Annotated in this window: 24 protein-coding genes; 11 read left to right on the top strand and 13 right to left on the bottom strand. The window is 64.1% G+C overall.

Annotation, left to right across the window (positions count from 1 at the left end):
- Positions 1-8: 8 nt before the first annotated feature.
- From NX784_RS07385 to NX784_RS07370, 4 genes are all read left to right on the top strand, one after another.
- Positions 9-2,171 carry a glycoside hydrolase family 19 protein gene (locus NX784_RS07385; RefSeq protein WP_258816012.1) on the top strand — a complete coding sequence of 721 codons (2,163 nt, stop codon included), beginning with the start codon at positions 9-11 and terminating at the stop codon, positions 2,169-2,171.
- Complete coding sequence (locus tag NX784_RS07380; RefSeq protein WP_258816011.1) at positions 2,168-2,941, top strand: hypothetical protein; 774 nt, start codon at positions 2,168-2,170, stop codon at positions 2,939-2,941. Before NX784_RS07385 ends, NX784_RS07380 begins: the two co-directional genes overlap by 4 nt.
- Positions 2,942-3,382: 441 nt before the next feature.
- On the top strand, positions 3,383-3,991 hold the full coding sequence (locus NX784_RS07375; protein ID WP_258816010.1) for a hypothetical protein: 609 nt from the start codon (positions 3,383-3,385) through the stop codon (positions 3,989-3,991).
- 86 nt (positions 3,992-4,077) lie between these two features.
- A complete protein-coding gene (locus NX784_RS07370; RefSeq protein ID WP_258816159.1) occupies positions 4,078-4,356 on the top strand; it encodes a PAAR domain-containing protein in 279 nt (92 codons plus the stop codon).
- 42 nt (positions 4,357-4,398) lie between these two features.
- On the opposite strand, the gene NX784_RS07365 is transcribed toward NX784_RS07370, so the two are convergent.
- Positions 4,399-5,022, bottom strand: coding sequence for a TetR family transcriptional regulator (locus NX784_RS07365; RefSeq protein WP_258816009.1), 624 nt, complete (start codon positions 5,020-5,022; stop codon positions 4,399-4,401).
- 220 nt (positions 5,023-5,242) lie between these two features.
- Here NX784_RS07365 and NX784_RS07360 point away from each other — a divergent pair, with 220 nt between their 5' ends.
- The 4 genes from NX784_RS07360 (at position 5,243) to NX784_RS07345 (ending at position 12,236) form a co-directional block, all read left to right on the top strand.
- Complete coding sequence (locus tag NX784_RS07360; RefSeq protein WP_258816008.1) at positions 5,243-6,532, top strand: efflux RND transporter periplasmic adaptor subunit; 1,290 nt, start codon at positions 5,243-5,245, stop codon at positions 6,530-6,532.
- A gap of 30 nt (positions 6,533-6,562) precedes the next feature.
- Positions 6,563-9,718, top strand: a complete 3,156-nt coding sequence (locus tag NX784_RS07355; protein ID WP_258816007.1) for an efflux RND transporter permease subunit — start codon at positions 6,563-6,565, stop codon at positions 9,716-9,718.
- Between the two features lie 8 nt (positions 9,719-9,726).
- Positions 9,727-11,142 (top strand): efflux transporter outer membrane subunit, encoded by a 1,416-nt coding sequence (locus NX784_RS07350; RefSeq protein WP_258816006.1) that lies wholly within the window; start codon positions 9,727-9,729, stop codon positions 11,140-11,142.
- A gap of 215 nt (positions 11,143-11,357) precedes the next feature.
- Positions 11,358-12,236, top strand: coding sequence for a zinc-binding metallopeptidase family protein (locus NX784_RS07345; RefSeq protein WP_258816005.1), 879 nt, complete (start codon positions 11,358-11,360; stop codon positions 12,234-12,236).
- Here NX784_RS07345 and NX784_RS07340 read toward each other — a convergent pair.
- Positions 12,233-13,003, bottom strand: a complete 771-nt coding sequence (locus tag NX784_RS07340; RefSeq protein ID WP_258816004.1) for an MIP/aquaporin family protein — start codon at positions 13,001-13,003, stop codon at positions 12,233-12,235. The two genes, NX784_RS07345 and NX784_RS07340, sit on opposite strands and share 4 nt — an antisense overlap.
- A gap of 81 nt (positions 13,004-13,084) precedes the next feature.
- The gene (locus tag NX784_RS07335) at positions 13,085-13,453 is read right to left on the bottom strand and encodes a response regulator (RefSeq protein WP_258816003.1); all 369 of its coding nucleotides are present in this window, start codon (positions 13,451-13,453) and stop codon (positions 13,085-13,087) included.
- A gap of 328 nt (positions 13,454-13,781) precedes the next feature.
- On the opposite strand from NX784_RS07335, the gene NX784_RS28795 reads away from it, so the two are divergent.
- Positions 13,782-14,021, top strand: a complete 240-nt coding sequence (locus NX784_RS28795) for a hypothetical protein (protein ID WP_370662915.1) — start codon at positions 13,782-13,784, stop codon at positions 14,019-14,021.
- Here the strand turns inward: NX784_RS28795 and NX784_RS07325 are convergent.
- Positions 14,014-14,406: a VOC family protein gene (locus NX784_RS07325; RefSeq protein ID WP_258816002.1), complete on the bottom strand. Its 393-nt coding sequence runs from the start codon at positions 14,404-14,406 to the stop codon at positions 14,014-14,016. The genes NX784_RS28795 and NX784_RS07325 overlap by 8 nt on opposite strands.
- 110 nt (positions 14,407-14,516) lie before the next feature.
- Between NX784_RS07325 and NX784_RS07320 the strand changes: the two genes are divergently transcribed.
- Positions 14,517-15,152 carry an SEN1982 family lipoprotein gene (locus NX784_RS07320; protein WP_258816001.1) on the top strand — a complete coding sequence of 212 codons (636 nt, stop codon included), beginning with the start codon at positions 14,517-14,519 and terminating at the stop codon, positions 15,150-15,152.
- A 32-nt stretch (positions 15,153-15,184) separates the two neighbouring features.
- Here NX784_RS07320 and udk read toward each other — a convergent pair whose 3' ends face one another.
- The 5 genes from udk to rdgB form a co-directional block, all read right to left on the bottom strand.
- Positions 15,185-15,826 carry a uridine kinase gene (gene udk / locus NX784_RS07315; protein WP_258816000.1) on the bottom strand — a complete coding sequence of 214 codons (642 nt, stop codon included), beginning with the start codon at positions 15,824-15,826 and terminating at the stop codon, positions 15,185-15,187.
- Positions 15,827-15,913: 87 nt separating this feature from the next.
- The gene (locus NX784_RS07310; RefSeq protein WP_258815999.1) at positions 15,914-16,558 is read right to left on the bottom strand and encodes a DUF6928 family protein; all 645 of its coding nucleotides are present in this window, start codon (positions 16,556-16,558) and stop codon (positions 15,914-15,916) included.
- A gap of 9 nt (positions 16,559-16,567) precedes the next feature.
- Complete coding sequence (locus NX784_RS07305) at positions 16,568-17,146, bottom strand: transglutaminase-like domain-containing protein (protein ID WP_258815998.1); 579 nt, start codon at positions 17,144-17,146, stop codon at positions 16,568-16,570.
- Positions 17,147-17,155: 9 nt separating this feature from the next.
- Positions 17,156-18,391 carry a radical SAM family heme chaperone HemW gene (hemW, locus tag NX784_RS07300; protein ID WP_258815997.1) on the bottom strand — a complete coding sequence of 412 codons (1,236 nt, stop codon included), beginning with the start codon at positions 18,389-18,391 and terminating at the stop codon, positions 17,156-17,158.
- Positions 18,388-18,981 carry an RdgB/HAM1 family non-canonical purine NTP pyrophosphatase gene (gene rdgB / locus NX784_RS07295; protein ID WP_258815996.1) on the bottom strand — a complete coding sequence of 198 codons (594 nt, stop codon included), beginning with the start codon at positions 18,979-18,981 and terminating at the stop codon, positions 18,388-18,390. Before rdgB ends, hemW begins: the two co-directional genes overlap by 4 nt.
- Positions 18,982-19,114: 133 nt before the next feature.
- Here rdgB and NX784_RS07290 point away from each other — a divergent pair, with 133 nt between their 5' ends.
- Complete coding sequence (locus NX784_RS07290; protein WP_258815995.1) at positions 19,115-19,867, top strand: CPBP family intramembrane glutamic endopeptidase; 753 nt, start codon at positions 19,115-19,117, stop codon at positions 19,865-19,867.
- On the opposite strand, the gene NX784_RS07285 is transcribed toward NX784_RS07290, so the two are convergent.
- From NX784_RS07285 to NX784_RS07270, 4 genes are read right to left on the bottom strand one after another with little or no spacing between them, the layout of a single operon-like run.
- On the bottom strand, positions 19,864-21,048 hold the full coding sequence (locus NX784_RS07285; RefSeq protein WP_258815994.1) for an MFS transporter: 1,185 nt from the start codon (positions 21,046-21,048) through the stop codon (positions 19,864-19,866). The genes NX784_RS07290 and NX784_RS07285 overlap by 4 nt on opposite strands.
- A gap of 17 nt (positions 21,049-21,065) precedes the next feature.
- On the bottom strand, positions 21,066-22,454 hold the full coding sequence (locus NX784_RS07280) for a sensor histidine kinase (RefSeq protein ID WP_258815993.1): 1,389 nt from the start codon (positions 22,452-22,454) through the stop codon (positions 21,066-21,068).
- Positions 22,435-23,139, bottom strand: a complete 705-nt coding sequence (locus NX784_RS07275) for a response regulator transcription factor (protein ID WP_258815992.1) — start codon at positions 23,137-23,139, stop codon at positions 22,435-22,437. The genes NX784_RS07280 and NX784_RS07275 overlap by 20 nt, the downstream gene beginning before the upstream one ends.
- Before the next feature lie 18 nt (positions 23,140-23,157).
- Positions 23,158-24,357, bottom strand: a complete 1,200-nt coding sequence (locus NX784_RS07270) for an aminotransferase class I/II-fold pyridoxal phosphate-dependent enzyme (protein ID WP_258815991.1) — start codon at positions 24,355-24,357, stop codon at positions 23,158-23,160.
- Between the last annotated feature and the right edge of the window lie 406 nt (positions 24,358-24,763).

The following is a 24,763-nucleotide window of genomic DNA, read 5'->3' as shown; positions in this document are numbered from 1 at the left end:
TAAGCAAAATGATTATTACCTATCCCATCGACATTACGTACTCCAAAGGAAGCCAGCAGCGGGTAATACCCGACGCGATGTTCAATAGCAGCGAAATTCTGAGCGGCTCCTACCCGATGGGAAAGAACCGTTTTTGGCATGGCGGTGTACACATACACCCGAGCGACCGCACCGCACCGATCCGCGCAATCGCCGACGGCGAGGTGGTGGCCTACCGCTACGACGACACTGACTCCACCGACGTTTATTTCGACAAGGTGCCGTATTCGCGCAGCTTCGTCCTGCTCAAGCATGAAGCTGAACTCGGCCAAACCACCCTCGGCACCTCGAAGTTAAGCTTTTACTCGCTCTACATGCACTTGCGCGCGTGGGGCGAAGTCAAGGGTAAGAACGGTACGCAGGCTGTTAACTTCTTGCGAAGAACGGTAGCGGCCCATGCTCAGTCTGAAACGAACGGTCAATCGGCAGGAGACAAACACAAACGCCCAAATGCAGTCAAAGCGCATGTCGAATCCCTTGCGCCGATCGCTGATGGCGCCTGTCGTTGCGACAACGGCTACGCTCGCGTGCATCGCGGCGACATCCTGGGTTACTGCGGCACCATTCCCGACAATATAGCTGCGCCATCGTGCGGTATCCACTTCGAAATTTTTTTCGACGACGTTGCATTCCTCGACAATGCGATAAAAACAGTGTGGGGTCGCTGCATCCTTACTAGAGAACTAAGCGTATTTAAGGAATTGCAGACGACAGAAAAAATCGCAGTCGATTCTGCTAAACCACTGACTGTGGTCAAGGAAGAATCGGGAGAAGGTTACAAAAAAATCACAGTCAACAAGCGTTCCTATTGGGTGAGCGAAGATCAAATCACGAGCACTGAAGTTGACGTACCGGACCCCAGAAACAGGACGCAGACAATCAAGCAAACACAGCATCGCGCAAAAACCGAAGAGTTGCGCTGCTACGGGAAAAATCCAAGCAAGAACCACACGACTCTTCCCAAAGGCACATCTATCGTGCCGTGGGTTGATCCATGGATGAAAGTGGGCGAATTTCGCGAAGAAACATTTGACGGCAAAAACTGGGCCCAAGTTTACGTACCGGAAACCAACAGCTTATATTGGGCCGAAAAGTCCACGCTTGATTACGTCAGCGACGCTGACTGGCTAGAGTTTCGCAAGTTTCAAGAGCATGGCCTTTTCAGCAGTGATGGCTTCATTGACGATGAAGGTACGAGAAAGCTTTGCGACGCTTACGAAAAACACCGCACGGAAAAGAATCTTAGCCCGCTGGACACTGACGTAGACAGGCTGCGGCATTTGATCACTTGTCACCCGACAGAGTGGAGCAAACAGGACATTGGGAAGCGCTTCGCGAGGGTCACTCAGGACGATTTTGGCCCGGCCAAACTAACACCCGAGCAGTTCGCCAAGCTGACTACACATATCGAGCGACTCTCATTTTGGGAAATGGTTCCGGGCTTACCCACCGCGACAACATTGTGGCACGCGCATCCGATCAAGTTCATCGAGCACTTGGCGAAATGCATGTGGCTTTCCAAATGCGAACTTGAGCTGATCTATCCGGAACAGATCGGTTCAGACGAAGAAATCAGCCATGGTACTCCGGCTGAGGTGCGCGAAAAATACCGAGTCGATCTCAACAAGTGCTGCTACCGCTACGGCATCAACTCGCGACTTCGGCAGGCGCACGTCTTCGGCCAGGGTGCAGTCGAAAGCTATAGCCTGAACCAGATGCTAGAAGTTGCTACGGGCATCCAGTATGAGAGCAACAAAATGCTTGGCAACTGCCAGCCAGGCGATGGCCCCCGCTTTAAGGGCCGTGGTTTCAAACAATTAACTGGTCGCTACAACTATGCGGAATATTGGTGCTTCAGAGGATGGCTGAAAAAAGGTAAGGATTTCGATGTGGGATGGGAACGTGATCATACGAAACGTTATCCTCCTGTTGATAAGCCCGAAAAAGTCATCGAAAGCAGTTTCAACTGCATCGATGCCGGTTGTTGGTACGCAACTGTATTTCGGCACGGCACGATTGCGGCTATGGATAAAGACGATATCACAGCAGTTACAATCGCCATCAATGGCGGAGAAAATAATCTGAAAGCACGCACGAAATTTACAAACCGGATGAAAAGGATCTTGTTATGAGGGTACCGCGCTCGGCAGAACTGCTGACAATTTTTCTATTGGCCTCAGAATCGCATTCAGAAAATCCCGCCAGGTACAAGATCCGAGAAAGCAAACCGATGAAAGATGTCGCGATTCAAATCGTGTCATTTGACTCGGTTGACGGTTTAGACAAAAATGCCATCAGGAGGATCAATGCGATTTTGAACGCTGTATCGACTTCATTCGGCAAAGAGGCCAAAGAATGTGGTGCTGTCGCGCAAGGTCACCCCTGGGGCTACGAACTGAAACTCGAAAAGATTCTTCCTTCCGAAAAATATCTAAGCGTAGTTTTTTCCAAATCGACTGTATGCGGAGGCTCTCCTGACTTAGAGAAGGAAGCTCGCGTATTTTCACTCCCAACTGGTGATCTCGTGCCACCCAACACCTTATTTAAGCAACTCTTTCCAAGAGCGAAGATCGTCAGCACGGCATCCAAATATAAGGAGTTAGTTGATCTGGACGAGGAGATGGTGGAAACCATGATCAACGATAGCGAGGCCACACTAAAGAACTATGACGATAAATGTGAATTCTACCTGAAGAACACTTCATATAGAATCTGGATAGACGGGCAAAACCTGATCCTTTTCCCTGAATTCTTACAGCCTCAATCATTCTGCCAGAAAGAATACCTGATTCGGTTCGAGAAACAACCCTCCCCCGCAAACCATATAACCAACATGCGAACCATTAATTTTAAGTTCACGTCATTATCCAAAACCCACAAAAATACCGGAAACAAATCATAAATTTTCTTACATACGTCCGCCCGCAGTAAGAACTGCAAAATTTCATCCATCAAAGTGATGGTGATCATGCGGCGGACCTAGCGCCAACCCTGTCGGCAGGAAGATGGGAATCATGAGCAATAATGTTTGCGCCGTGGGTGCATCTATGGCGGGAGATTACTTAAAACTGCAGCAATAGCAAACTCGCTTGACATGCTATTTTTGCCTTGCTTGGGTCGGGGATCGCAATCGCACCACAACGCTGGCGTCGCCCAGAAAGCGCTGTGATTCACTTTCGCGCGTGAAATTGGAAAGTCAGGAACCGAAAAACAGGACAGGAATCAACGCCAAAGAGCGAGGGCGATTCAACGCTGTCTGGGTATCGACGGCCGCTCATGGCAAGACAATTTTTTGGCTTCACGACTCTCAGTACTTGAACTCTTCGGGTGGAAAGGCATATCGATGAAAAAGGCATCCATAATGCTCGCAAGCGCCATACTTTGCCCTATGCTAGGCCGTTCACAAACCGTGTATGACGGGTACGAGAAGTATTATGCGACCCAGAATCATATATTTACATCAACTTCTCGAATTCAAGTTTCCGGCACGCTCAATACTATAATTCTCTGGCATGAAAAACGTGTCGATCTGGCACGAGCAAAAGGATTCCCCGGCGAGTTCACGGAAAACGATGACCTAGGATCCGACGCCAAGGCATACGAGGACTTTCCTTTCGCTTGCGTCGAAGGCCAGTCTGCATCGTCAAGTGGCACCGCAGTTCGCCATATGTCCGTATATCTGATGCAAATGCGGCAAAATCGGCAAGTTATCACCTACAAATTACCGAGTTTATTCGCATCCTGCCTTGGCGTACGATTGGACGCCTTCAAACGACCATTATTTGATGACGCCGACTATATCTATCCATCTGGATCAGATATCCCGACAGGCGTCCGCCTGGAGGAGTATATGATTGACAAAGATAAGTTTGTCCCAACCGGCCATTCCGTAGCACTTGACTTCGTAGAGCCCGATAATGTTTGGAAGTTCCGCGTGCATACTGTGCAATGAAGCCACTGCCTTAACACAATAAGGTGCGAGTATTCGAAGGTTGGGACCGCTCACCGGGCGCGGCCCATTCAACACATCTTCAAGCTATGTCTTTAAAAATAGTCACCGTCGGCGACAAAACCGACCACGGCGGCACCGTCATCAGTGGCTCGCCGACACACGACATCCACGGCCGCGCCATCGCCCGGCTCGGCGACAAAGTGGATTGTCCGCAGTCCTATCCCGGCGGCAAGCCGCACAGCGTCAACAAGATCGTGACGGCACACGACACGTTGACCGTCAACGGTGTTCCCGTTGCCGTGGAGGGCTGCAAAACGGAATGCGGATGCAAGTTGCTCGGCAGCTTGCCGGCAACGGTCGACTAAAAGCGCTCGCGCCGGCGTCGACGTCAACCGGCGGCCAGTCGCTTACCCGCGCCCCGCCCGCAACCCATCCAGATACGGATCGATCACGCACTTGCCCAGCGCAATCAGATCGAACTGCTCCGGATCGAACATCCAGCTGTGGATCAGGCCATCGATGATGATCCACAAGGCCAGCGCCACACCGTCCGGCGCGACGTCGCGGCCGATGACGTCCTTGTCCACGGCCAGGCGGATGCGGCGTTCGGCGCGGCTCATCCAGTTCGCCATGTTCTGCTGGCGGCGCTGGCGCACGGCGTCCATCTCGCCCACGAATTCCACCTTCAAGGTCGCGATCTCGAACACGCGCCGCGCGACCGGGTCGTCCACCGTCCGGCGCAGCACGGCCAGCATGTAGTTGCGCAGGTCGACGAGCGGGTCGTCCGATTCGGCCTGGTCCAGCACCTGCATCTCCGCTTCCAGCGGCAACGTTGCGCGCTCCATCATCGCGTTAAACAGCGCGCCCTTGTCGTCGAAATGCCAATAAATTGCTCCGCGCGTCACACCGGCGGCGGTTGCGATATGCTGCAACGTCGTGCGCGATACGCCTTGTTCCACGAACAATTTTTCCGCAGCATCCAGGATGCTGTCACGGGTCGCGGCCGCCTCTTCTTTGGTTCTGCGGGCCATCCGTCTATTCTCCGTTTTTATAGGTGGGAAACATTAAACATACACTCGTGATAGTATCTCGGGGTTTTCCCAAAAGCCAGCGATAAGCCCGAAGCCGTGCCGGTGGAAGCGTCGAACTGCCTGCCGCGTGTTGCGATTTTTGCACTGCGGCCCGTTCGAGCACCCGAGAAAAGCGTCGCGGATCGGTTTTGTCCTTTTTTCCACAAGAAGGAAGCATTGAATGCGCTCTGCCAACTCCTCTTCTCTGACTCTGTCCAGGATCGCCGCGTCCACCCTGGTCGCCATGGCCCTGCTGTCGGCCTGCGGTTCCAAGGATAATGCCCAGGCCGGCCCCGGCGCTGGCGCCGGCGCCAAGATGCCGCCGCCGCAAGTCGGCGTGATCACCACCAAATTCCAGCAAGTCGCGCTCGAAACCGAGTTGCCGGCCCGCGTCGAGGCGATCCGCACCGCGCAGGTGCGCGCGCGCGTCAACGGCGTCGTGCTCAAGCGCCTGTTCACCGAGGGCAGCCTCGTCAAGCAGGGCCAGTCGCTGTTCCAGATCGATCCCGAGCCGTACCAGGCGCAGTTGAACGCGGCCCAGGCCACGCTTGGCCGTGCGCAGGCCAACCTGACGTCGACGTCGGCCACGGTCGAGCGCTACAAGCCGCTCGTCGAGGCGCAGGCCGTCAGCAAGCAGGAATTCACGAACGCCGTGGCCGCGCAGAAGCAGGCCGAGGCGGACGTCAATTCGGCCAAGGCCCAGGTGCGCATCGCCAAGATCAATTACGACTACGCGAACGTCTACGCGCCGATCTCGGGCCGCATCGGCCGCGCCCTCGTGACGGAAGGCGCGCTCGTCTCCGCCACCGAGGCGACGCAGATGGCGCTGATTCAGCAGACCGACAACGTCTACCTGAACATCACGCAATCGGCCGCCGAACTGCAGCGCCTGCGCAAGGATGCGGGCGGCAAGGGCCTCGGTTCGACCGTGCCGGTGACGGTCGTGCTGGACGACGGCACCGTGCTGCCGCAAAAGGGCAAGCTGCTGTTCTCGGACATCTCCGTCGACCCGACGAGCGGCCAGGTCACCCTGCGCGCCGAGGCCGCGAATCCGAACAACGCCCTGCTGCCGGGCCAGTACGTGCGCGTGCGCCTGGCACAGGCCGAGCTGCCGTCCGGCATCCTCGTGCCGCAACAGGCCGTCACCCGCGGCGGTCCGAACGGCGATACCGTCACCGTGATCGGCCCGGACAACAAGCCGAGCCCGCGCACCGTCAAGATCGGTTCGCAGAACGGCGACGACTGGGTCGTCACGGATGGCCTCAAGGAAGGCGAGAAGGTGATGGTCGACGGCTTCCAGAAGCTGCAGATGCTGCCGCCGGGCACGCCGGTGCAGCCGGTCGCCTGGACGCCGGTGGGCGCGCCTGCCGCCCCTGCCCCGGCCCAGCCAAATGCCGCCGGTGCCCAGGCAGCCGCGAGCACGCCTGCCTCGGGTGCGCCGCCGGCCGGATCGGGCAACATCCGCCAATGACACGGCAAGGCTAGATAAACAGGAACCACAATGGCACGTTTTTTTATTGACCGCCCCATCTTCGCCTGGGTGATCGCGCTGTTCATCATGGTGCTTGGCGGCGTCGCCATCAAGCAGCTGCCGATCGCGCAGTATCCGACCGTGGCGCCGCCGTCGATCGTCGTCAGCGTCGCCTATCCCGGCGCTTCCGCGCAGACGCTGGAAGATTCCGTCATCTCCGTCATCGAACGCGAGATGAACGGTGCCGAGGGCATGATCTACATGGAGTCGACGAGCCAGGCCAACGGCACCGGCTCCATCACGATCAGCTTCGAGACCGGCACCAACCCCAACCTGGCCCAGGTCGACGTCCAGAACCGCCTCGCGCGCGCGACCCCGCGCCTGCCCGCCGCGGTGACGCAGCAGGGCGTGCGCGTCGACAAGGCGCGCTCGAACTTCCTGCTGTTCACGATCCTCTCGTCGGACGACCCGAACTGGGACACCGTCGCGCTGGGCGACTACGCGTCGCGCAACGTGCTGCCCGAGATCCAGCGGATCAAGGGCGTCGGCCAGGCGCAGCTGTTCGGCACCGAGAAGGCCATGCGCATCTGGATCGACCCGGCCAAGCTGGTCGGCTTCAACCTGTCGCCGGCCGACGTGAACACGGCGATCGCCCAGCAGAACGCCCAGGTGGCGTCGGGCACGATCGGCGACCTGCCGGTGGCCAGGGGCCAGCAGATCACGGCAACGGTCGTCGTCACGGGCCAGCTGGCGACCGTCGAACAGTTCGGCAACATCGTGCTGCGCGCGAATCCGGACGGCTCGACCGTGCGCCTGAAGGACGTGGCCCGCATCGAGATCGGCGGCCAGGCCTATACGACGTCGACGCGCCTGAACGGCAAGCCGTCGACCGGTATCGGCGTGCAGCTGTCGCCGACCGGTAACGCGCTGGAAACGGCGAAGCTGATCAAGGAGCGCATGCAGCAGCTGCAGCGCTACTTCCCGAAAGGGATGAAGTACTCGATCCCTTACGACAGCACGAAGTTCATCCAGATCTCGATCAGCCAGGTGGTGGAAACGCTGATCGAGGCCGTGATCCTCGTGTTCATCGTGATGTACATCTTCCTGCAGAACATCCGCTACACGATCATTCCGACCATCGTCGTGCCGGTCGCCCTGCTCGGCTCCTTCGCTACCCTCCTGGCGATGGGCTTCTCGATCAACGTGCTGACGATGTTCGGCATGGTGCTCGTGATCGGTATCGTCGTCGACGATGCGATCGTGGTGGTGGAAAACGTCGAACGCATCATGTCCGAGGAAGGCCTGCCGCCACTGCAGGCGACGCGCAAGGCGATGGGCCAGATCTCGGGCGCGATCATCGGCGTGACCGTCGTGCTGATGTCCGTGTTCGTGCCGCTCGCGTTCTTCCAGGGCGCCGTCGGCAACATCTACCGTCAGTTCTCGATCGTGATGGTGTCGTCGATCGGCTTCTCGGCGTTCATGGCGCTGTCGCTCACGCCGGCGCTGTGCGCGCACCTGCTGAAGCCCGTCGAGGCGGGCCACCACATGGAGAAGAAAGGCTTCTTCGGCTGGTTCAACCGCACGTTCACGACGGGCGCCAAGCGCTACGAAGGCTTCGTTGCGAAGATCCTCAAGCGGGCTGGCCGCGCGCTGGTCGTGTTCGCGGTGCTTGTTGCCATCGTCGGCCTGATGTTCGCACGCCTGCCGAACTCGTTCCTGCCGAACGAGGACCAGGGCTACATCATCGCCAACATCCAGCTGCCGCCGGGCGCCACCGCGGAGCGCACGAACGTCGTGCTGCTCGCGATGGAAGACTATGTGCTCAAGCAGCCGGAAGTCGCCGACATGGTCGCCGTGACGGGCTTCTCGTTCACGGGCCAAGGCCAGAACATGGGTCTCGCGTTCATCCCGCTGAAACCGTGGGACGAGCGCAAGGGCAAGGGCCAGGACGCGCAAGGTCTCGCCGGTCGCATCACCGGGCACATGATGGCGCTGCGCGACTCGTTCATCTTCGTCGTGAGCCCGCCGCCGATCCCGGAACTGGGCCGCGGCACGGGCTTCTCGTTCCGCCTGCAGGACCGCGGCGGCCTCGGTCACGCCGCCCTGCTCCAGGCGCGTAACCAGTTGCTGGGCATGGCGATGCAGAGCAAGGTGCTGACGGGCATCCGTCCGGAAGGCCTGGAAGATGCGCCGCAGCTGAAGCTCAACATCGACCGCGACAAGGCACAGGCGCTGGGCGTCACGTTCGGTGCCATCAACACGGCGCTGTCGACGTCGCTCGGTTCCGCCTACGTGAACGACTTCCCGAACGCGGGCCGCCTGCAGCGCGTGATCGTGCAGGCCGACGCGCCCGAGCGCATGCAGCCGGAAGACCTCCTGCGCATCAATGCGCTGAACACGAAGGGCCAGCCGGTGCCGCTGTCCGCGTTCGCGACGACGCAGTGGATCACCGGTCCGATGCAGACGACGCGCTACAACGGCTACTCCGCGATGAGCATCACGGGCGATGCCGCGCAAGGCTATTCGACGGGCCAGGCGCTGGACGAGATGCAGGCGCTGGCCGCCAAGCTGCCGGCCGGCTTCGCGTATGAATGGACGGGCCAGTCGCGCGAAGAGATCCTCGCCGGCTCCACCGTGTTCGTGCTGATCGGCTTCGCACTGCTGGCCGTGTTCCTCGCGCTGGCCGCGCTGTACGAGAGCTGGTCGATTCCGGTCGCCGTGCTGCTCGTCGTGCCGCTGGGCGTGCTCGGTTCGCTGGTCGCGGCGTCGCTGCGCGGCCTGTCGAACGACGTGTACTTCAAGGTCGGCCTGATCACCATCATCGGCTTGGCCGCGAAGAACGCGATCCTGATCGTGGAATTCGCGAAGGACCTGCAGGCGCAGGGCAAGTCGCCGTTCGACGCGGCGCTGCAGGCGGCGCACCTGCGCTTCCGTCCGATCCTCATGACGTCGCTCGCGTTCATCCTCGGCGTGCTGCCGCTGGTGGTCGCCAGCGGCGCCGGCGCCGCGTCGCAGCGCGCGATCGGTACCGGCGTGATGGGCGGCATGCTGACCGCGACGGCACTGGGCGTGTTCTTCGTGCCCGTGTTCTTCGTCGTCATCCGCGGCTTCTTCAAGGGCAGCGAACGCCAGCGCAAGAAGTACGCGCACGAAGAAGACGCCACTGTCATCGACTCGAAAATCTGATGAACGCCATGAAACGACTCACTCCCCTCGCGCTCGCGCTCGTGCTGACCGGCTGCGTGAACCTGGCGCCGAAATACGAGCGCCCGGCCGCGCCGGTGGCGGCCGCCTTCCCCACCGTGGCAGGCACCGTCAGCAGCGGCAACCCGGTCGCGAACGAAGCGCCCGCCGCCATCGCGTGGCAGAACTTCTTCACCGATCCGCGCCTGCAGCAACTGATCTCGCTGGCCCTCGCGAACAACCGCGACCTGCGCGTCGCCGTCCTCAACATCGAAGCAACACGTGCGCAGTACCAGATCCAGCGCTCGAACCAGTTCCCGGCCATTAATGCCGGCATCTCGGGCCAGCGCCAGACGACGGGCAAGGACCAGCCGATCAGCAGCATCTACCAGGCCGGCCTGTCCGTCTCCGCGTTCGAGCTGGATTTCTTCAGCCGCGTGAAGAACCTGTCCGACGCCGCGCTCGCGCAATTCCTCGCCACCGAGGAAGCGCGCAAGACGGCGCAGATCAGCCTGATCGCGCAAGTCGCCAACACGTACCTGACGTACCTCGCCGACGAGGAATTGCTGGCCCTCGTGCAGCAGACCCTCAAGACGCGCGAGGAATCGCTGCGCCTGACCAATCTGCGCTTCGAGAACGGCGTGTCCTCGAAGCTCGACCTGCAGCAGGCCGTGTCCCTCGTCGAGACGGCGCGCACCACGTTGGCCCAGGCCCAGCGCCAGCGCGCGCAGGACCTGAACTTCCTCACGCTGCTGATCGGCCAACCGATCCCGGACGCGCTGCCCGCCGGCGCGACGCTCGCGACGACGAACCTGCCGGACCTGCCGGCCGGGATGCCGTCCGACCTGCTCGTCGTGCGCCCGGACATCCGCGCCGCCGAGCAGCAGCTCGTCGCCGCAAACGCGAACATCGGCGCGGCGCGCGCGAACTACTTCCCGCGCATCACGCTGACGGGCACGGCGGGCAGCGCCAGCAAGGAGCTGTCCGGCCTGTTCAAGAGCGGCACGTTCGGCTGGACGTTCGCACCGCAGGCGATCCTGCCGCTGTTCGACTTCGGCCGCACCCGTGCCGGCGTCGAGGGTGCGCGGGCCCAGCGCGACATCGCCGTCGCGCAGTACGAGAAATCGATCCAGACGGCGTTCCGCGAAGTGGCCGACGCGCTGGCCGGCCAGGCCACGTACAGCGAGCAGCTGCGCGCCCAGCAGGCCGTGGCGGCCGCCGAGACGGACCGCTTCAACCTGTCGGACCTCCGCTACCGGAACGGCACCGCCAGCTACCTCGACCTGCTCGATGCGCAGCGCTCGCTGTTCATCGCGCAGCAGCAAGCCATCCAGGCCAATCTGCAGCGCCTGCAGAATCAGGTCACGCTGTACCGCGTGCTGGGCGGCGGGTGGAGCGAGCCCGGGCCGGCGACGGCAGCGCGCTAGCCTTCCGCGCGGAATCATTTCCGCGCGCCATTGCGACACGCCTCGACCGGGGCCGGCCGCGATTTCGGTATCATGAAATCGCAGGCCGGCCCCGGTTTTACATTGCATGCACGAGCGGCCCCGGCAGCCGTCGCCGGACGGCGTCCGCCAGGACCGCGACGCGCGCCGAGCCCGGCCTGTCGACCGCGGTCGCCTCTTGCGCCGCGCTCCATGCCATGCGAACTTTTCTTCGTGCACATTGGAAATCCATTGTCGCCATCGCCGTGCTCGTGCTGCTGGCCTTGGTCACGGTGAATCCTGGCGCCGCCATGCCGACCCCGCCGCTGGCCGCGCGCCTGCGCGCGCACGTGACGGCGCTCGCGGCCGGCACCACGGCAGCCGACACACACCGCGCCGATGCGGCCGCCTACATCGACGGGGTCCTGCGCGCGGCCGGCTATGCCGTGCAGGACCGTGCCACGACGGGCCGGCGCCATGCCATCGAAGCGGTGCGGGCCAACGTGGCGCCCGGCGCAACGGCGGCGCGCACGTTCATCGTCGGCGCGCGCTTCGACGAAGCGACCGGCGCCGATCCGGACGCGGCGGGCAGTGTGGCCGCCGTGCTGGAACTGGCGCGCCTGCTGGCGGACGTGCATCCGAGCCGCGGCACCGAGATCCGCTTCGTGTTCTTCCTGGCTCCGCAAGCGCGCCCGGCCGCGCCGGCAGGCGCGAGCCTGGACGACCTCGTGCGTCTCCTCGCGAACGCGCCGGACGACCATCCGGACAGCTTCATCGCCTACGTCGGCAGCCTCGCCTCGTCGCGCGACGTGCAGGATGCGCTGTCGGCGTTCCAGAGCATCGCCGGCCTGCCCGCGCACGGCCTCGCGACGCCCGCCTACCTGCAGGGCGTGACCTTGTTCGGCTCCGGCATGCCCGCCCTCGTCCTCACCGACACGTCGTTCACCCGCTTCCCGTTCCGCCAGGCGCAGGACGGCACGCCCGCTGCGGACGATCCGCCCGAGCAGGACGCGCAGGCCGTGTTTGACGGCATGGCGCGCGTCGTCAGGGGTCTCGCCCGCACGCTGACGGCGCTGGCGGCCGGGCAGCGCGGCTAGGCGGCGACGCGGTCGGCCGGCGACGGTTCCACGGCCCCCGTCGTGACGGGACGCGCAGCGCGCGGATACAGCCACGACGCCACGAACACGGCGGCCGCCGCGCCGCACAGCTGGGCCAGCACATAGCCCGGCACGTCGGCGAGGCGGATCCCCGCGCAGGTGCCCGTGGCCGCACGCGCGAGCGTGAGGGCCGGATTGGCGAACGACGACGACGCCGTGAACCAGTACCCGGCGACGATGCACAGTGCGGCCGCATACGGTGTCACCGCCGGTCGCGTGCGCGCGCAACCGATGATGGTGGCGATCAGCCCGAACGTGGCGACGCCTTCGCTCCACCACAGACCCGCCCCCGTGCGCGCCTGCGTCGCGGCCGCGAACACGGGCTCGCCGAACATCAGATGTGCAACGGCCACGCCCGCGAACGCCCCGATGACCTGCGCCCCGACATACGGCAGCGCCAGCCCGGCCGGCAGGTTGCGTTGCCACACTTCGGCCAGGGTGACGACGGGATTCAGGTGCGCGCCCGACACGGCGCCGAACGTCAGGATCAGCACGACGAGCCCGCAGCCGGACGCGATTGAATTGACGAGCAGCGCGATGGCCGCGTTACCGCCCGCCAGCCTGTCGCCCATGATGGCGGAGCCGACGACGACGGCCAGCAGCAGCGCGGTGCCGAGTCCTTCGGCGACGAGGCGGCGCGGGAGCGTCACGACGTGCGGGGTGCTCGTGTCGTCAGGGATGAGGATGGTGCGGGCGGAATGCGTCATGCCGCCATTGTCGCGCTCGGCCCGGCGGCCCGGTACCGTCGCCGCGATATGTTCAGCCGATACCGCGCGGTGTCTTGCGCGTCACGCGCCTTGTCCGATCAACGATGGAATGATGCCGAGGAGGCCAGCCATCGACACGGGCTTCGACAGGAAGCGCACGCCGTCGGGCATCTTGCCCGCCTCGATGGGATTGCCCGAGATGACGAGGGCCGGCAGGCCGGGCTTCAGGCGACGCAGCGCGTGGATCACCTCGATGCCGTTCATGCCCGGCATGCGGAAGTCGGTGATGAGCAGGTCGAACGGTCCCGCCTCGCCGGCGCGGACGGCGTCGAACCCGTTGTTGGCGACGGCAACGTCGTAGCCGGCGACACTGAGGTAGCGCTCGAACACGTAAAGAATCGCTTCTTCGTCATCGACGACGAGGATGCGTGGCGTTGCGGAAAGAGGCATCGGCCTGCTTGCCTTTCATTGAAACTCATGCAAGAAACTACTTTAACACATGGTTACTTCGATATCCGACACGTTTCACCTTGCCTGGGATCAATGTTGTCATACCGTCGGGTTGGCGTCATCAAATATGTCGATTTTCTATAAATTGGCCAAATGCTTACGTTGTAAACACCTCACATTAGGCCAACAAAATTATCGGAATTAATTTTGATAACGACGGTTCGCCGCCATGCCGTTCGCATTTCCATATGACAATGCAAAGTGTCGCTTCACGCAACCATCAAGTTCGGGCGCCGGCGCAGCGCTCGCTCGGAAGACGGGTGCGACGATGGGCGGCATCGTCGGCGGCATCGAGCGCGTGGCCGGCATCATGTCGGACATCGTGGCGTCGAGCCGCGAGCAGTCGGGCAGCATTGCCCAGGTCGGCCAGAGCGTCACGCAGATGGACCAGGCGACGCAGCAGAATGCCACGCTCGTCAAGGAGGCGGCGGCGAACCGCCAAGGCCCGGCAGGAACAGGCGGCCCTGCGCGCCGCCTGAGGCAACGCTTATTGAGGACGGTTATTTAGGACGGTACAGGGCGCAGAGCTTGTGCCCGTCGGGATCGCGCACGTAGGCCAGATACAGCTGCCCCAGGCTGCTCTCGCGCAGGCCCGGCGGCGCTTCGATCGACATGCCGCCATGCGCCACCGCCGTGTCGTGGAATGCCTGGACCTGGTCGGGCGAATCGCATTTGAAGCCGATCGTGGCGCCGTTCGCGCACGTCGCCTCCGCCCCGTCGATGGGTTGCGTGACGCAGAACGCGCTGCCGTTATGCCGGTAGAACAGGCGCTTGTGGCCCGTCGGGGCCTCGTTGGGGAACGGTTCGCCGGCCCCGAGGACGCCCAGCACGGCGTCGTAGAACCGCCGGGAACGTTCGAGGTCGTTCGACCCGATCATGATGTGACTGAACATGTGTCTCCTTTAGCGCCCTCGCGGGCAGGTGGATGGTCGTTACAGCGGATCGAAGTCTGGCACAAGCAGGGGTCACTCTGCAACGATTCCCTTGGTACAATGACATCACCATGAACAAGACCGCCCTCTTCCTCGTCGTCGGCGCGACCCTGTCCGCCGCACTGTCCGCCTGCGGCGGCAAGACCGCCGCCAACGACAAGAATTTCGCCGTCACGGTCACCCAGTACTTCGACAAGAAGGGCGACCTGTGTCTTGACCCGATCAAATGGCCCGTCGACGTGTACGAGATCGACCTGCGCCAGCAGAAGCTGTACCCGGACGGTAGCGCCGGCCAGATGGCGGCGCTCGAAGCGGCCGGGCTGGCCAGGAGCGGGGACGTCGAACTGCCGGGTGCGATCGTCGGCGGCAAGGCGAGCGGCGTGAAGGTCAAGCGCTACACGATGACCGATGCCGCGCAACCGTTCCTGCACACGAAACCCGGACGGCAGCCGCGTATCTGCTGGGGCCGCAAATCGCTGGACAAGGTCGTGCGCTGGGCCGATCCGGCCAAGGTGGGCGACCATCAAGAGTCCAGCGTCCTCTACACGTACAAGCTGTCGAACGTGGCGCCCTGGGCCAGGAAGCCGCAGGTCAAGGAAGCTTTCCCCGAGCTCGGCCGCAACGTCGACGGCGAGCACACGCAGAAGGAAAAGCTGTACGTCAAGCTCACGCCGCAGGGCTGGGAAGCGCTCGGCCTGAACGACTGAGGCGCGCGCGACGCGGTCGCGTCAGGGCCGCCTCAGGGCCGAGTAAGCTGGCCGATGATGCTCGCGACCTTCGTCGTGATGACGTCGACGGCCGGGTCGTTGGCGCCATGCGGCAGGATGACGTCGGCGTGGCGCTTCGTGGGCTCGATGAATTGCTTGTGCATCGGGCGCACCGTGTCCAGATACTGATTGACGATGCTGTCCAGCGTGCGGCCGCGCTCTGCAATATCCCGTTGCATGCGGCGGATGAAGCGCACGTCCGGGGCGGTGTCGACGAAGATCTTCAGCGACATCATGTCGCGCAGGTCGGCGTCGTACAAGGCGAACAGCCCCTCGATCACGATGACCGGCGCGGGTTTGACGGGGATGGTCTTCTCGGAGCGGTTGTCGATCGTGAAGTCGTAGGCCGGCATCTCGATCGCCTGCCCGTTGCGCAGCGCGCGGACGTGTTGCACCAGCAGCGGCCAGTCGAAGGCGTGCGGATGGTCGTAATTCTGCTTGCGGCGAACTTCCGGCGTGAGGTGGGACTGGTCGCAGTAGTAATCGTCCTGCATCACGACCGACACCATGTCGGCGCCGAACGACGCCAGCACCTGTTGCGACACCGTGGACTTGCCGCTGCCGCTGCCGCCGGCGACGCCGATCACGAACGGAACGAAGGAAATCTCATTCATCCCTGCATGATACCGGAGCGGCGCCTCGACTGACAGGGGCGGTGGCCGATTGAACACATCCCGAGCCACCCGCCGGCGCATCATCACTTACCAGAATTTCCACCCAGCCTTTTTCCGTTCGAAGCGCATGAGCGGAATCCGCTCCGGCTGGATGAGCTCGGGATCGATCATGCCCTCCAGCTGGTACCCGAAGAACGCCGCAAGCGCCGCTTCCCCCAAATCCAGCGGATGAAACGGAAACGGATAGTTCGCCGGGTCTTCGTCCGGGTCCACCGCGGGATGCTCGCCGGCCCAATACGCCTGTTCGAAAGGCAGCCGGTCGCCAATGTCTTCCATGATGCCGCTATCGGGAGACAGGCTCAGGGACCTCTGCAGTATGCCATTGCGCCAAACGCCGAACGCGAACCAATCGACGACGCTGTGCATCGCGTGCAGATACAGCGTGCCGTCGGAAAACGCGTCGACGAATCTGGACGCAAGCTTCGACGGATAATCGATGCCGAATTCCTTCGCCGCCACGATGGCGAGGCCGGGGAAGCAGCCCGCAACGATCTCTTTATCGGGAGGACACGTGAAGCACAAATCGCCATCGTCCAACGGGACGAGCTTTTCCGAAGGATAGAGTTGCTTGACGAGCGCGGTCGTCGCATCCCGGTCGAGTCTGGCGCCGGCGTGCAGGAATTCTTTCGGATCTCTCTTGCTGTACACCAGCATCCACGTCTTGGCGCCCATGCGTTCCTTTCAATCCAGCAGTTCGACATCCGGCAGATTCGCCAGCACCTGATCCCACGTACCGTACCGCGCCAGCGTCTCGACGACGACGGGCAGCGGCTCGGCCCAGATCTCGGGCAGCATGCGCTCCTCCCGCTCGCGGACGGGGAACGCCAGCCGCTCCCGCGGCGGATCGAAGCGCGCGTCGATACCGGGCTTGTTGCCGCGCGCATCGATGCGGTACCAACCAAAGTCTTTCAGGTACACGGCGTTGAGGCCGTGCAGGCAGTATGGCGCGCCCTCCGTGCCGACGGACAGGCGCTGGTAGCACAGCCCCGCCGGAATGCCGTTCGCGCGCAGCAGCGCGGCGAGCAGGTGGCTCTTCGCGTAGCAATAGCCCGTCCCGTGGCGCAGCACGTCGGACGCCTTGCACGTCACGGGGTTCAGTTTGAAATCGACGCTGTGCCGGATCTCGTCGCGGACGAACTCGAAGCACGCGCGCGCAACGTCCGCTTCCGACGCCCTGCCCTCTGCCAGCCGGCACGCGGCGGCGCGGACGTCGGGTGTATCGAAGTCGATGTACGTGCTGGCGGACAGATAGCGTTGCATGGTTCTCCTTCAGTCTTCGGTCAGGAAGATTTCCTGTAGATCGTTGAGGAAGCGCTGGCCCAGTTCCGTCGGCCGGATGACGCGGAAGTCGCGGTAGATCAGGCCCTTCGCCTCGGCCTCGTTCAGCGGCTTCTCGATGGCGTTGATCGGCATGCCCGTGCGTTCGCCGAACAGGTTCGGGTCGAACCCTTCCGTCAGGCGCAGCGTGTTGAGCATGAATTCGAAACCCAGCTCGGCGCGCCCGATCTCGCGTTCCTCGGCCACGGCATTACCCTTCGACGCTGCCTCCATGAACGACGCGGGCTGCTTGTAACGGGCCTGGCGCAGCACGCGATGCGGAAACGACAGCTTCGAATGCGCGCCGGCGCCGATGCCGAGGTAGTCGCCGAACAGCCAGTAATTCAGGTTGTGGCGCGCGCGGTGGCCCGGCTTCGCATAGGCCGACACCTCGTAGTGGCCATAACCGGCGGCCGCCGTGCGTTCGGCGATCATGTCCTGGATATCGGCGCTCTCGTCGTCGCTCGGCAGCACGGGCGGGTACTTCGCGAACACCGTGTTCGGTTCCATCGTCAGGTGGTACAGCGACAGATGCGGCGGCGCGAAGCGCAACGCCGTGTCGATGTCGGCCTGTGCCTCGGCCAGCGTCTGGCCCGGCAGCGCGTACATCAGGTCGAGGTTGAAGTTGTCGAAGTTGGCATGCGCGATCTCGACGGCCTTGATCGCCTCATTGACATCGTGGATGCGGCCCAGCGCCTGCAGGTGCGCGCTGTTGAAGCTCTGGATGCCGATCGACAGGCGGTTGATGCCGCTGGCGCGGAAGGCCTTGAACTTGTCGGCCTCGAACGTGCCGGGGTTCGCTTCCATCGTGATCTCGGCATCGAGGTCGAGCGGCAGCAAGGTGCGCAGGTCCGACATCAGGCGGTCGAGGCCCGCCGCCGACATCAGGCTCGGCGTGCCGCCGCCGATGAACACCGTGTGGATCTTGCGGCCCCAGATCAGCGGCAGCGACTGTTCCAGGTCGGCGCGCAGCGCGTCCAGGTAGGCCTGCTCGGGGATCGGGCCGTTCGACTCGTGCGAATTGAAGTCGCAGTACGGGCATTTGCGCACGCACCACGGCCAATGGATGTACAGCGACAGCGGCGGCAGCGCCGCCAGGTTCAGCGCGCCCGGCTGCAGGTATTGGAGGGCCGCGCTCGCGGCGTTGCGCGGCGTGGCGTCCGGGCCGACGGGCTTAATCGGAATCATGCGAGCTTCCCGAGCTTGTCGACGAGCGCGCGCAGCGCCTGGCCGCGGTGCGAGACGGCGTTCTTTTCTTCCGGCGCCAGCTCGGCGGCCGTCTTGCCGAAGTCCGGCACGAGGAAGTACGGATCGTAGCCGAAGCCGTTGGCGCCGCGCGGCGTGTCGATGATCCGGCCGCGCCAGACGCCGTCCGCGATCACGGGCTGCGGGTCGTCGGCGTGGCGCACGTACACGAGCACGCAGTAGTAATACGCGGATTTGTCGGCGTGGCTCGCGAGGTCGGCGACGAGCTTGGCGTTGTTGCGCACGTCCGACTTCGGTTCGCCGGCAAAGCGCGCCGAGTACACGCCGGGCGCGCCCCCGAGGGCGTTCACGCACACGCCGGAATCGTCGGCGAGGGCCGGCAGGCCGGTCAGCCGGGCGGCGTGGCGGGCCTTCTGCAGCGCGTTCTCGACGAAGGTGCCGAACGGTTCTTCCGCTTCGGGGACGTTGAATTCGCCCTGCGGATGGAGTTCGAAGCCGATCGGGCCGAGCAGTTCTGCGAATTCCTTGAGCTTGCCCGCGTTGTTGGAAGCAAGGATGAGGCGTTGGGTCATTGCGGTCTCGGTCTGGACGAAGAACTGCGTATTTTACCGCTCATCCCGCGATAAGCGCAGCCGGTCGCGCGGCGCTGGCACTGGACCGCGCACGTTCCTATCATCGCGTCCACAACAACACCGGGAGACCACCATGCCATTTCGCCAAGCCGCCGACCGCCATCCGCTCGTCGCCGCCATCCTCTGTGCCGCCCTGCAGTTCGGCGTCACGCTCCTGATCCTCGAAGCCGGCAAGGCATACGCGCCGCCGGCTGCGTGGGGCAAGGTGAAACTGGCCGCGTTCGCGTCGACCGTCGTCCTGCCGCTGCTGCTGACGCAGGCCCTCGGCCTGTGGCGCGCCGTCGGCCTGGGCGCCGACCGCCTGCGCCCGCCGCCATTCTTCTACGCCTGCCTCGTGCCCGTGCTGATGTTCGCCGCGCTGGGCGTGCGCCTCGATGCGCGGCCCGACGTCGGCGGGGAAGTGCTGATGCAGTTCGTGAACGCGTTCGGCGAGGAACTGCTGTTCCGCGGCGTGATCTTCGCCCTGCTGCTCCGCCTTCCCGTGTGGCAGGCGATCGTGGTCAACGGGCTGCTGTTCGGCTCCATGCACCTGATGCACGGCCCGATGGACGGCGACTGGCCGGGTGCCGTCGTGTGGGCCTTGATGAGCGCCTGCGCCGGCATGATGTTCACGGCCGCGCGCTACCGCACGGGCAGCCTGTGGTTGCTGGTGCTGCTGCACATGGTGCTGAACCTCGCCAGCATCTTTTCGAACGTGGAGTTCGTCGCGGGACCGGACGTCAATCTGCTGGTGCAGCGGGCCACGAAGGTCGTCGAGCTGGCGTTGGCTGCATGGGTGATGGTGGGGGCCGCGCGGCGTCCGGTGGCGATCGGCGCCGCCGGCTAAGCGCGGCTGCGGACCATGATCAGGACGGCGGCGAGCACGCTGAACACCGCGCCGGCGTAAAACGTCGCGGCGGCGCCCACGCGCTGCCACAGCGCGCCGGCGACGACGCTCGCCGCCAGCAGCGCGATGCCGGAGACGAGGTTGAACATGCCGAACGCCGTCCCCTTCAGGTCGGGCGGCGCGGCCTGCGCCACCATCACGGCCAGCAGGCCTTGCGTCATCCCCATGTGCAATCCCCACAAGCCCACGCCGAGCAGGACGGCCGGCCACCGGCCGCTGTGGGCGAGAACGACGTCGGCCAGCACGAGGAAGGCGAGCCCTGCGACGAGCAGCCGCCGATGGTCCACGCTGTCGGCCAGTTTGCCGAACGGGTAGGCGGACAGCATGTAGACGGCGTTCATGGCGACCATCACGAGCGGCACGAGTGCCGGCCGCATGCCGCCCTGCATGGCGCGCAGGACGAGGAACGCTTCGCTGAACCGCGCCAGCATGAACACGGCGCCGGTCGCGACGACCCACCAGTACGCGCCCGACAGCCGGCGCAGGCTCGTTCGGCTGAGCGGATTGACACGTTTCGACTGCACCGTCTTTGCCGGCTCGCGCACGCCCAGCGCCAGCAGCAGGACGGCCAGCACGCCCGGCACGAGCGCGATCCAGAAGATGCGTCGGTAATCGTTCACCCACAGCACCATCAGGCCCGCGGCGAGCAGCGGGCCGGTGAAGGCGCCGACCGTGTCCAGCGCCTGGCGCAGGCCGAACGCGGCGCCGCGATACTGTGGCGGTGTGATGTCCGCCACGAGCGCATCGCGGGGCGCGCCGCGCAGGCCCTTGCCGATGCGGTCGGCGAAACGGGCCGCCAGCACGACCTCCGCCGACGCGGCGATGGCGAAGAACGGCTTGCTGGCGGCGCCGAGCGCATAGCCGGCAACCGCGAGCCATTTGCGGTTGCCGAGGTAGTCACTGAGGCTGCCGGAGAAAATCTTGACGATGAGCGCCGTCGCTTCGGCGATGCCTTCGATCAGGCCGACCGTCGTCATGCTGGCGCCGAGGCCGGCGACGAGGAACATCGGCAGCAGGCTGTGGACGATTTCGGACGAGATATCCATCAGCATGCTGACGAAGCCGAGGATCCAGATCGGGCCCGGGATGCGGCGCAGCGTGGAGAATCGTCGGTCCGACATTCGGCCGTCCGCGCGCGCTAAGCCTGCGGAAACACCATGCGCGCCTCGAACCCGGGCTCCGCGTGGCGCAGCGCGAGCGTGCCTTCGTGCAGCTGGGTGATGGCGGTGACGATCGACAGGCCCAGGCCATTGCCCGGCAGGTGGCGGCTCTGGTCCACGCGGTAGAAGCGCCGCGTGATCTTCTCCATCTCCGCCGCCGACACGCCCGGGCCGTAGTCGCGCACCGTCAGCACGGGTGCGCCATCGATCGTGTCGACCGCGACGTCGACCTTGCCGCCGCTGCGGCCGTACTTGATGGCGTTGTCGATCAGGCTCGCGAGGGCGCTGGCCAGCAGGTCGCGGTCGCCGCGGATCGTCGTCGGCCGGCCGCCGAAGCGCAGCGCGACGCCCTGCTCTTCCGCGGCCGCTTCGTACAGTTCCGTCATGTCGTGCGCGATGGCGGCCAGGTCGAGCTTTTCGAACGTGCCCGCACGCACGCCCGATTCCAGCGCGGCGATCTGCAGCAGCTTGTCGAACAGCGAGATGACGCTGTCGATGTCCTCGATGGCGAGGCGCGCGTCCGCCACGAGCGCGTGCGGGTCGGCCGACGCCTGCAGCGCGCGGTCCAGGCGCGAGCGCACGCGCGACAGCGGCGTGCGCAGGTCGTGCGCGATGGAGTTCGACACGTGGCGCACGCCTTCCATCAGCGCTTCGATGCGGTCGAGCATGCGGTTGATGTCGTCGCCGAGGCGCGCGAATTCGTCGCTGCCCATCACGACGATGCGGCTGGACAGCTCGCCCGCGGCGATGCGCGCCGTCGTGCGGCGGATACGGCCGATGCGCGCTTCCAGGCGCGAGCGGAAGATCTGCGCGCCGAAGAACGCGAGCAGGATCGACACGGCGCCACTGAGCAGCAGCGCGCGTTCGACGACGCTGCGGATCGCATCGAGTTCGATCAGGTCGCGTCCGACGATGAGCCGGGTGCCGTCGTCCAGCTGCGTCGCGATCAGGCGCACGGACACTTGCGTGCCGTTGCGCTGCATCTGGCCGAACGTCAGCTCGCCGGACGACGGCAGGTCGCCGTTCCAGCGCCCCACATTGCCCGCCAGGACATGCCGCTTGGCGTCGACGAGGCCCAGCACTTCCGTGTCGGTGTCGATCAGGTCGTGCAACTGGGCGTCGATCTCGCGCACGAGGCCGGGGCGGCCTTCGTGCGCCCAGGCCTCGGCCAGGCGGTCCTCCACGCTCTTGATCTTGTTGTCGATCGAGCGCTCGAACACGCCGACGGTGCCGAAATAGACGATGGCGGACAGCGCGGCCATCGACGCGGCCAGCAGCAGGCCGTAGCCGACCGCGAGCCGGAGCGCGATCGAGCCGCGCAGGCCCGGACCCGGGCCGGTGCCCGGCTCAGCGCGCGGACGGCCCATACGTCGGGGCGGCGCTCAGCACGTAGCCGGCACCGCGCACCGTGTGGATCAGCGCCGGGCTGAAATCCTTGTCGATCTTGCTGCGCAGGCGGCTGATCTGGACGTCGATGACGTTCGTCTGCGGATCGAAGTGGTATTCCCACACGCCTTCCAGCAGCATCGTGCGGGTGACGATCTGGCCTTCGTGGCGCATCAGGTATTCGAGCAGGCGGAATTCGCGCGGCTGCAGGGTGATGGTGGTGCCCTGGCGCGTCACGCGCATCGTGCGCACGTCGAGCTGCAGGTCGGCCACCTGAAGCACGGTGGCGTCGCGCGACCACGCGTTGCGCCGGCTGAGGTTTTCCACGCGCGCCAGCAATTCGGACATGACGAACGGCTTGGTGAGGTAGTCGTCGCTGCCCGCGCGCAGGCCGCGCACGCGCTCGTCGACGCTGTTCAGCGCGGACAGGATCAGCACGGGCGTGCCGTCGCCTCTGGCGCGCATCTGCTCGAGGATGCCGATGCCGTCGACCTGGCCCGGCAGCATGCGGTCGAGCACGACGACGTCCCAGCGCGTCTCCTGCAGGCGGCGGTTGCCCGCCTCGCCGTTCGCTTCCGTCTGCACCGCGTAGCCGGCCGCGCGCAACCCGCTGCACAGGTAGTCGCGGGTTTCGGTATCGTCTTCGATCACGAGGCAGTTCGGCATGGTTCGGCTCCGGGTGGACTATAGCATGGAAGACAGGTGCGCCATCACGGCCACGACGTGGTCGATCTGCTCGCGCGTGTGCGCCGCGTTGAGCATGAAGCGCAGCCGGGCCTGGCCCACGGGCACGGCCGGGAACTGGATCGAGTCGACGTGGACGCCCTCCGCGCGCAGCGCGCGCTGGAAGCGCTGGCAACGCTCGGCGTCGCCGATCAGCACGGGTACGATCGGCGTCTCGGTCGACGTCAGCGTGTAGCCCAGCGGGCGCATGCGCTCGACGAAGTAGCGCTGGTTGTCCCACAGGCGCGCGCGGCGCTGCGGCTCTTCCTGCAGCAGGTCGAGCGCGGCCAGCAGCGCACTGGCCTGGTCCGGCGGCGGCGGGCAGGTGAAGCCGTATGCGGAACTCGTCAGGCGCAGCACGTCGGCCATCTCGCGCTCCAGCGCAACGAAGCCGCCGATGGCACCCAGCGCCTTCGACAACGTCCCCATCTGCATGATGGTGGGGCTGTAGCAGCCGTAGTGCTCCGACGTGCCGCCGCCGTTCGCGCCGAGGATGCCGGTGGCGTGGGCGTCGTCGACGTACAGGATGGCACCGTATTTCTCGGCCAGCGCCGTCAGCTCGGGCAGCGGCGCGATCGTGCCTTCCATGCTGAACACGCCGTCGCTGACGATGATCGGGCTGACGCCGTCCGCGGCCTTCAGCAGCGATTCCAGGTGGTCCATGTCGGCGTGGCGGTACGTGTGCTTGTCCGCGCCGGACATCAGGATGCCTTCGCGGATGCTGATGTGGTTGTACTCGTCCGTGAAATACGCGTACTTGCGGCGCTTCTTGGCGCGATAGCCGTGGATGCGCGCCAGCACGCCGACCTTCACGAGCGTGGACAGCACGCCGATGTTCGTCATGTAGCCCGTGACGAACAGGACGGCGTCCGTCTTGTGCTTCAGTTCACCCAGGCGGCGCTCCAGTTCGCGGTACACGGGCAGGTCGCCGCCCAGCAAGCGCGATTCGCAATTGCCGACGCCGTAGCGTTCGAGGCCCTCCTTCGCCGCGCTCACGAGGCGCGGGTGGTTCGCCAGCGCCAGGTAGTTATTCGTGCTGAACGACACGGCCGCCTGACCGTTCACGCGGAAAACGGGGTCCGGCAGCGTGTCGTGGACCGGAGTCTCGTGGTGAATGGCATGGTTTTGCAGCCAGTCTGCAATATCGGCGAGGTCGTGCATGGTTCGGGAGCGGCTTTGCGTGCTTGAGGGTGGGGGCGCCGGGTCGGCATGAACATGGCGCTGCGGTGCAGTATAGGCGACAGGCAAGTTCGCAAAAATTACAATCAGGTAATGTCACTACAGCTAGACGACACTGTCGCGTGACGGCCCCACATTACAAAAATGTAATCACGTAACGACAATGCGGCCGCTATCATCCACCCCGGCCTTCGACCGCCCGGACGCCGTGCGTTTCGCGCGCGCGTAGCCCCTTCCTTCGTTGTTGCCGATGTCATCGCGGTGCAACATTCCGCATCCACGATAGCGGCCGATGCGCCCGGATATTTCCTTGACGCTAGAGAGGACGGCCACGTAGAATCCGACCGTTTTCATTTCATGGAGTCCCTTTCATGGGCACTTGTTCGAG

It is taken from the genome of Massilia pinisoli, assembly GCF_024753285.1.
GTDB lineage: Bacteria > Pseudomonadota > Gammaproteobacteria > Burkholderiales > Burkholderiaceae_D > Telluria > Telluria pinisoli.
This window is presented reverse-complemented; position numbering and strand designations above follow the sequence as displayed.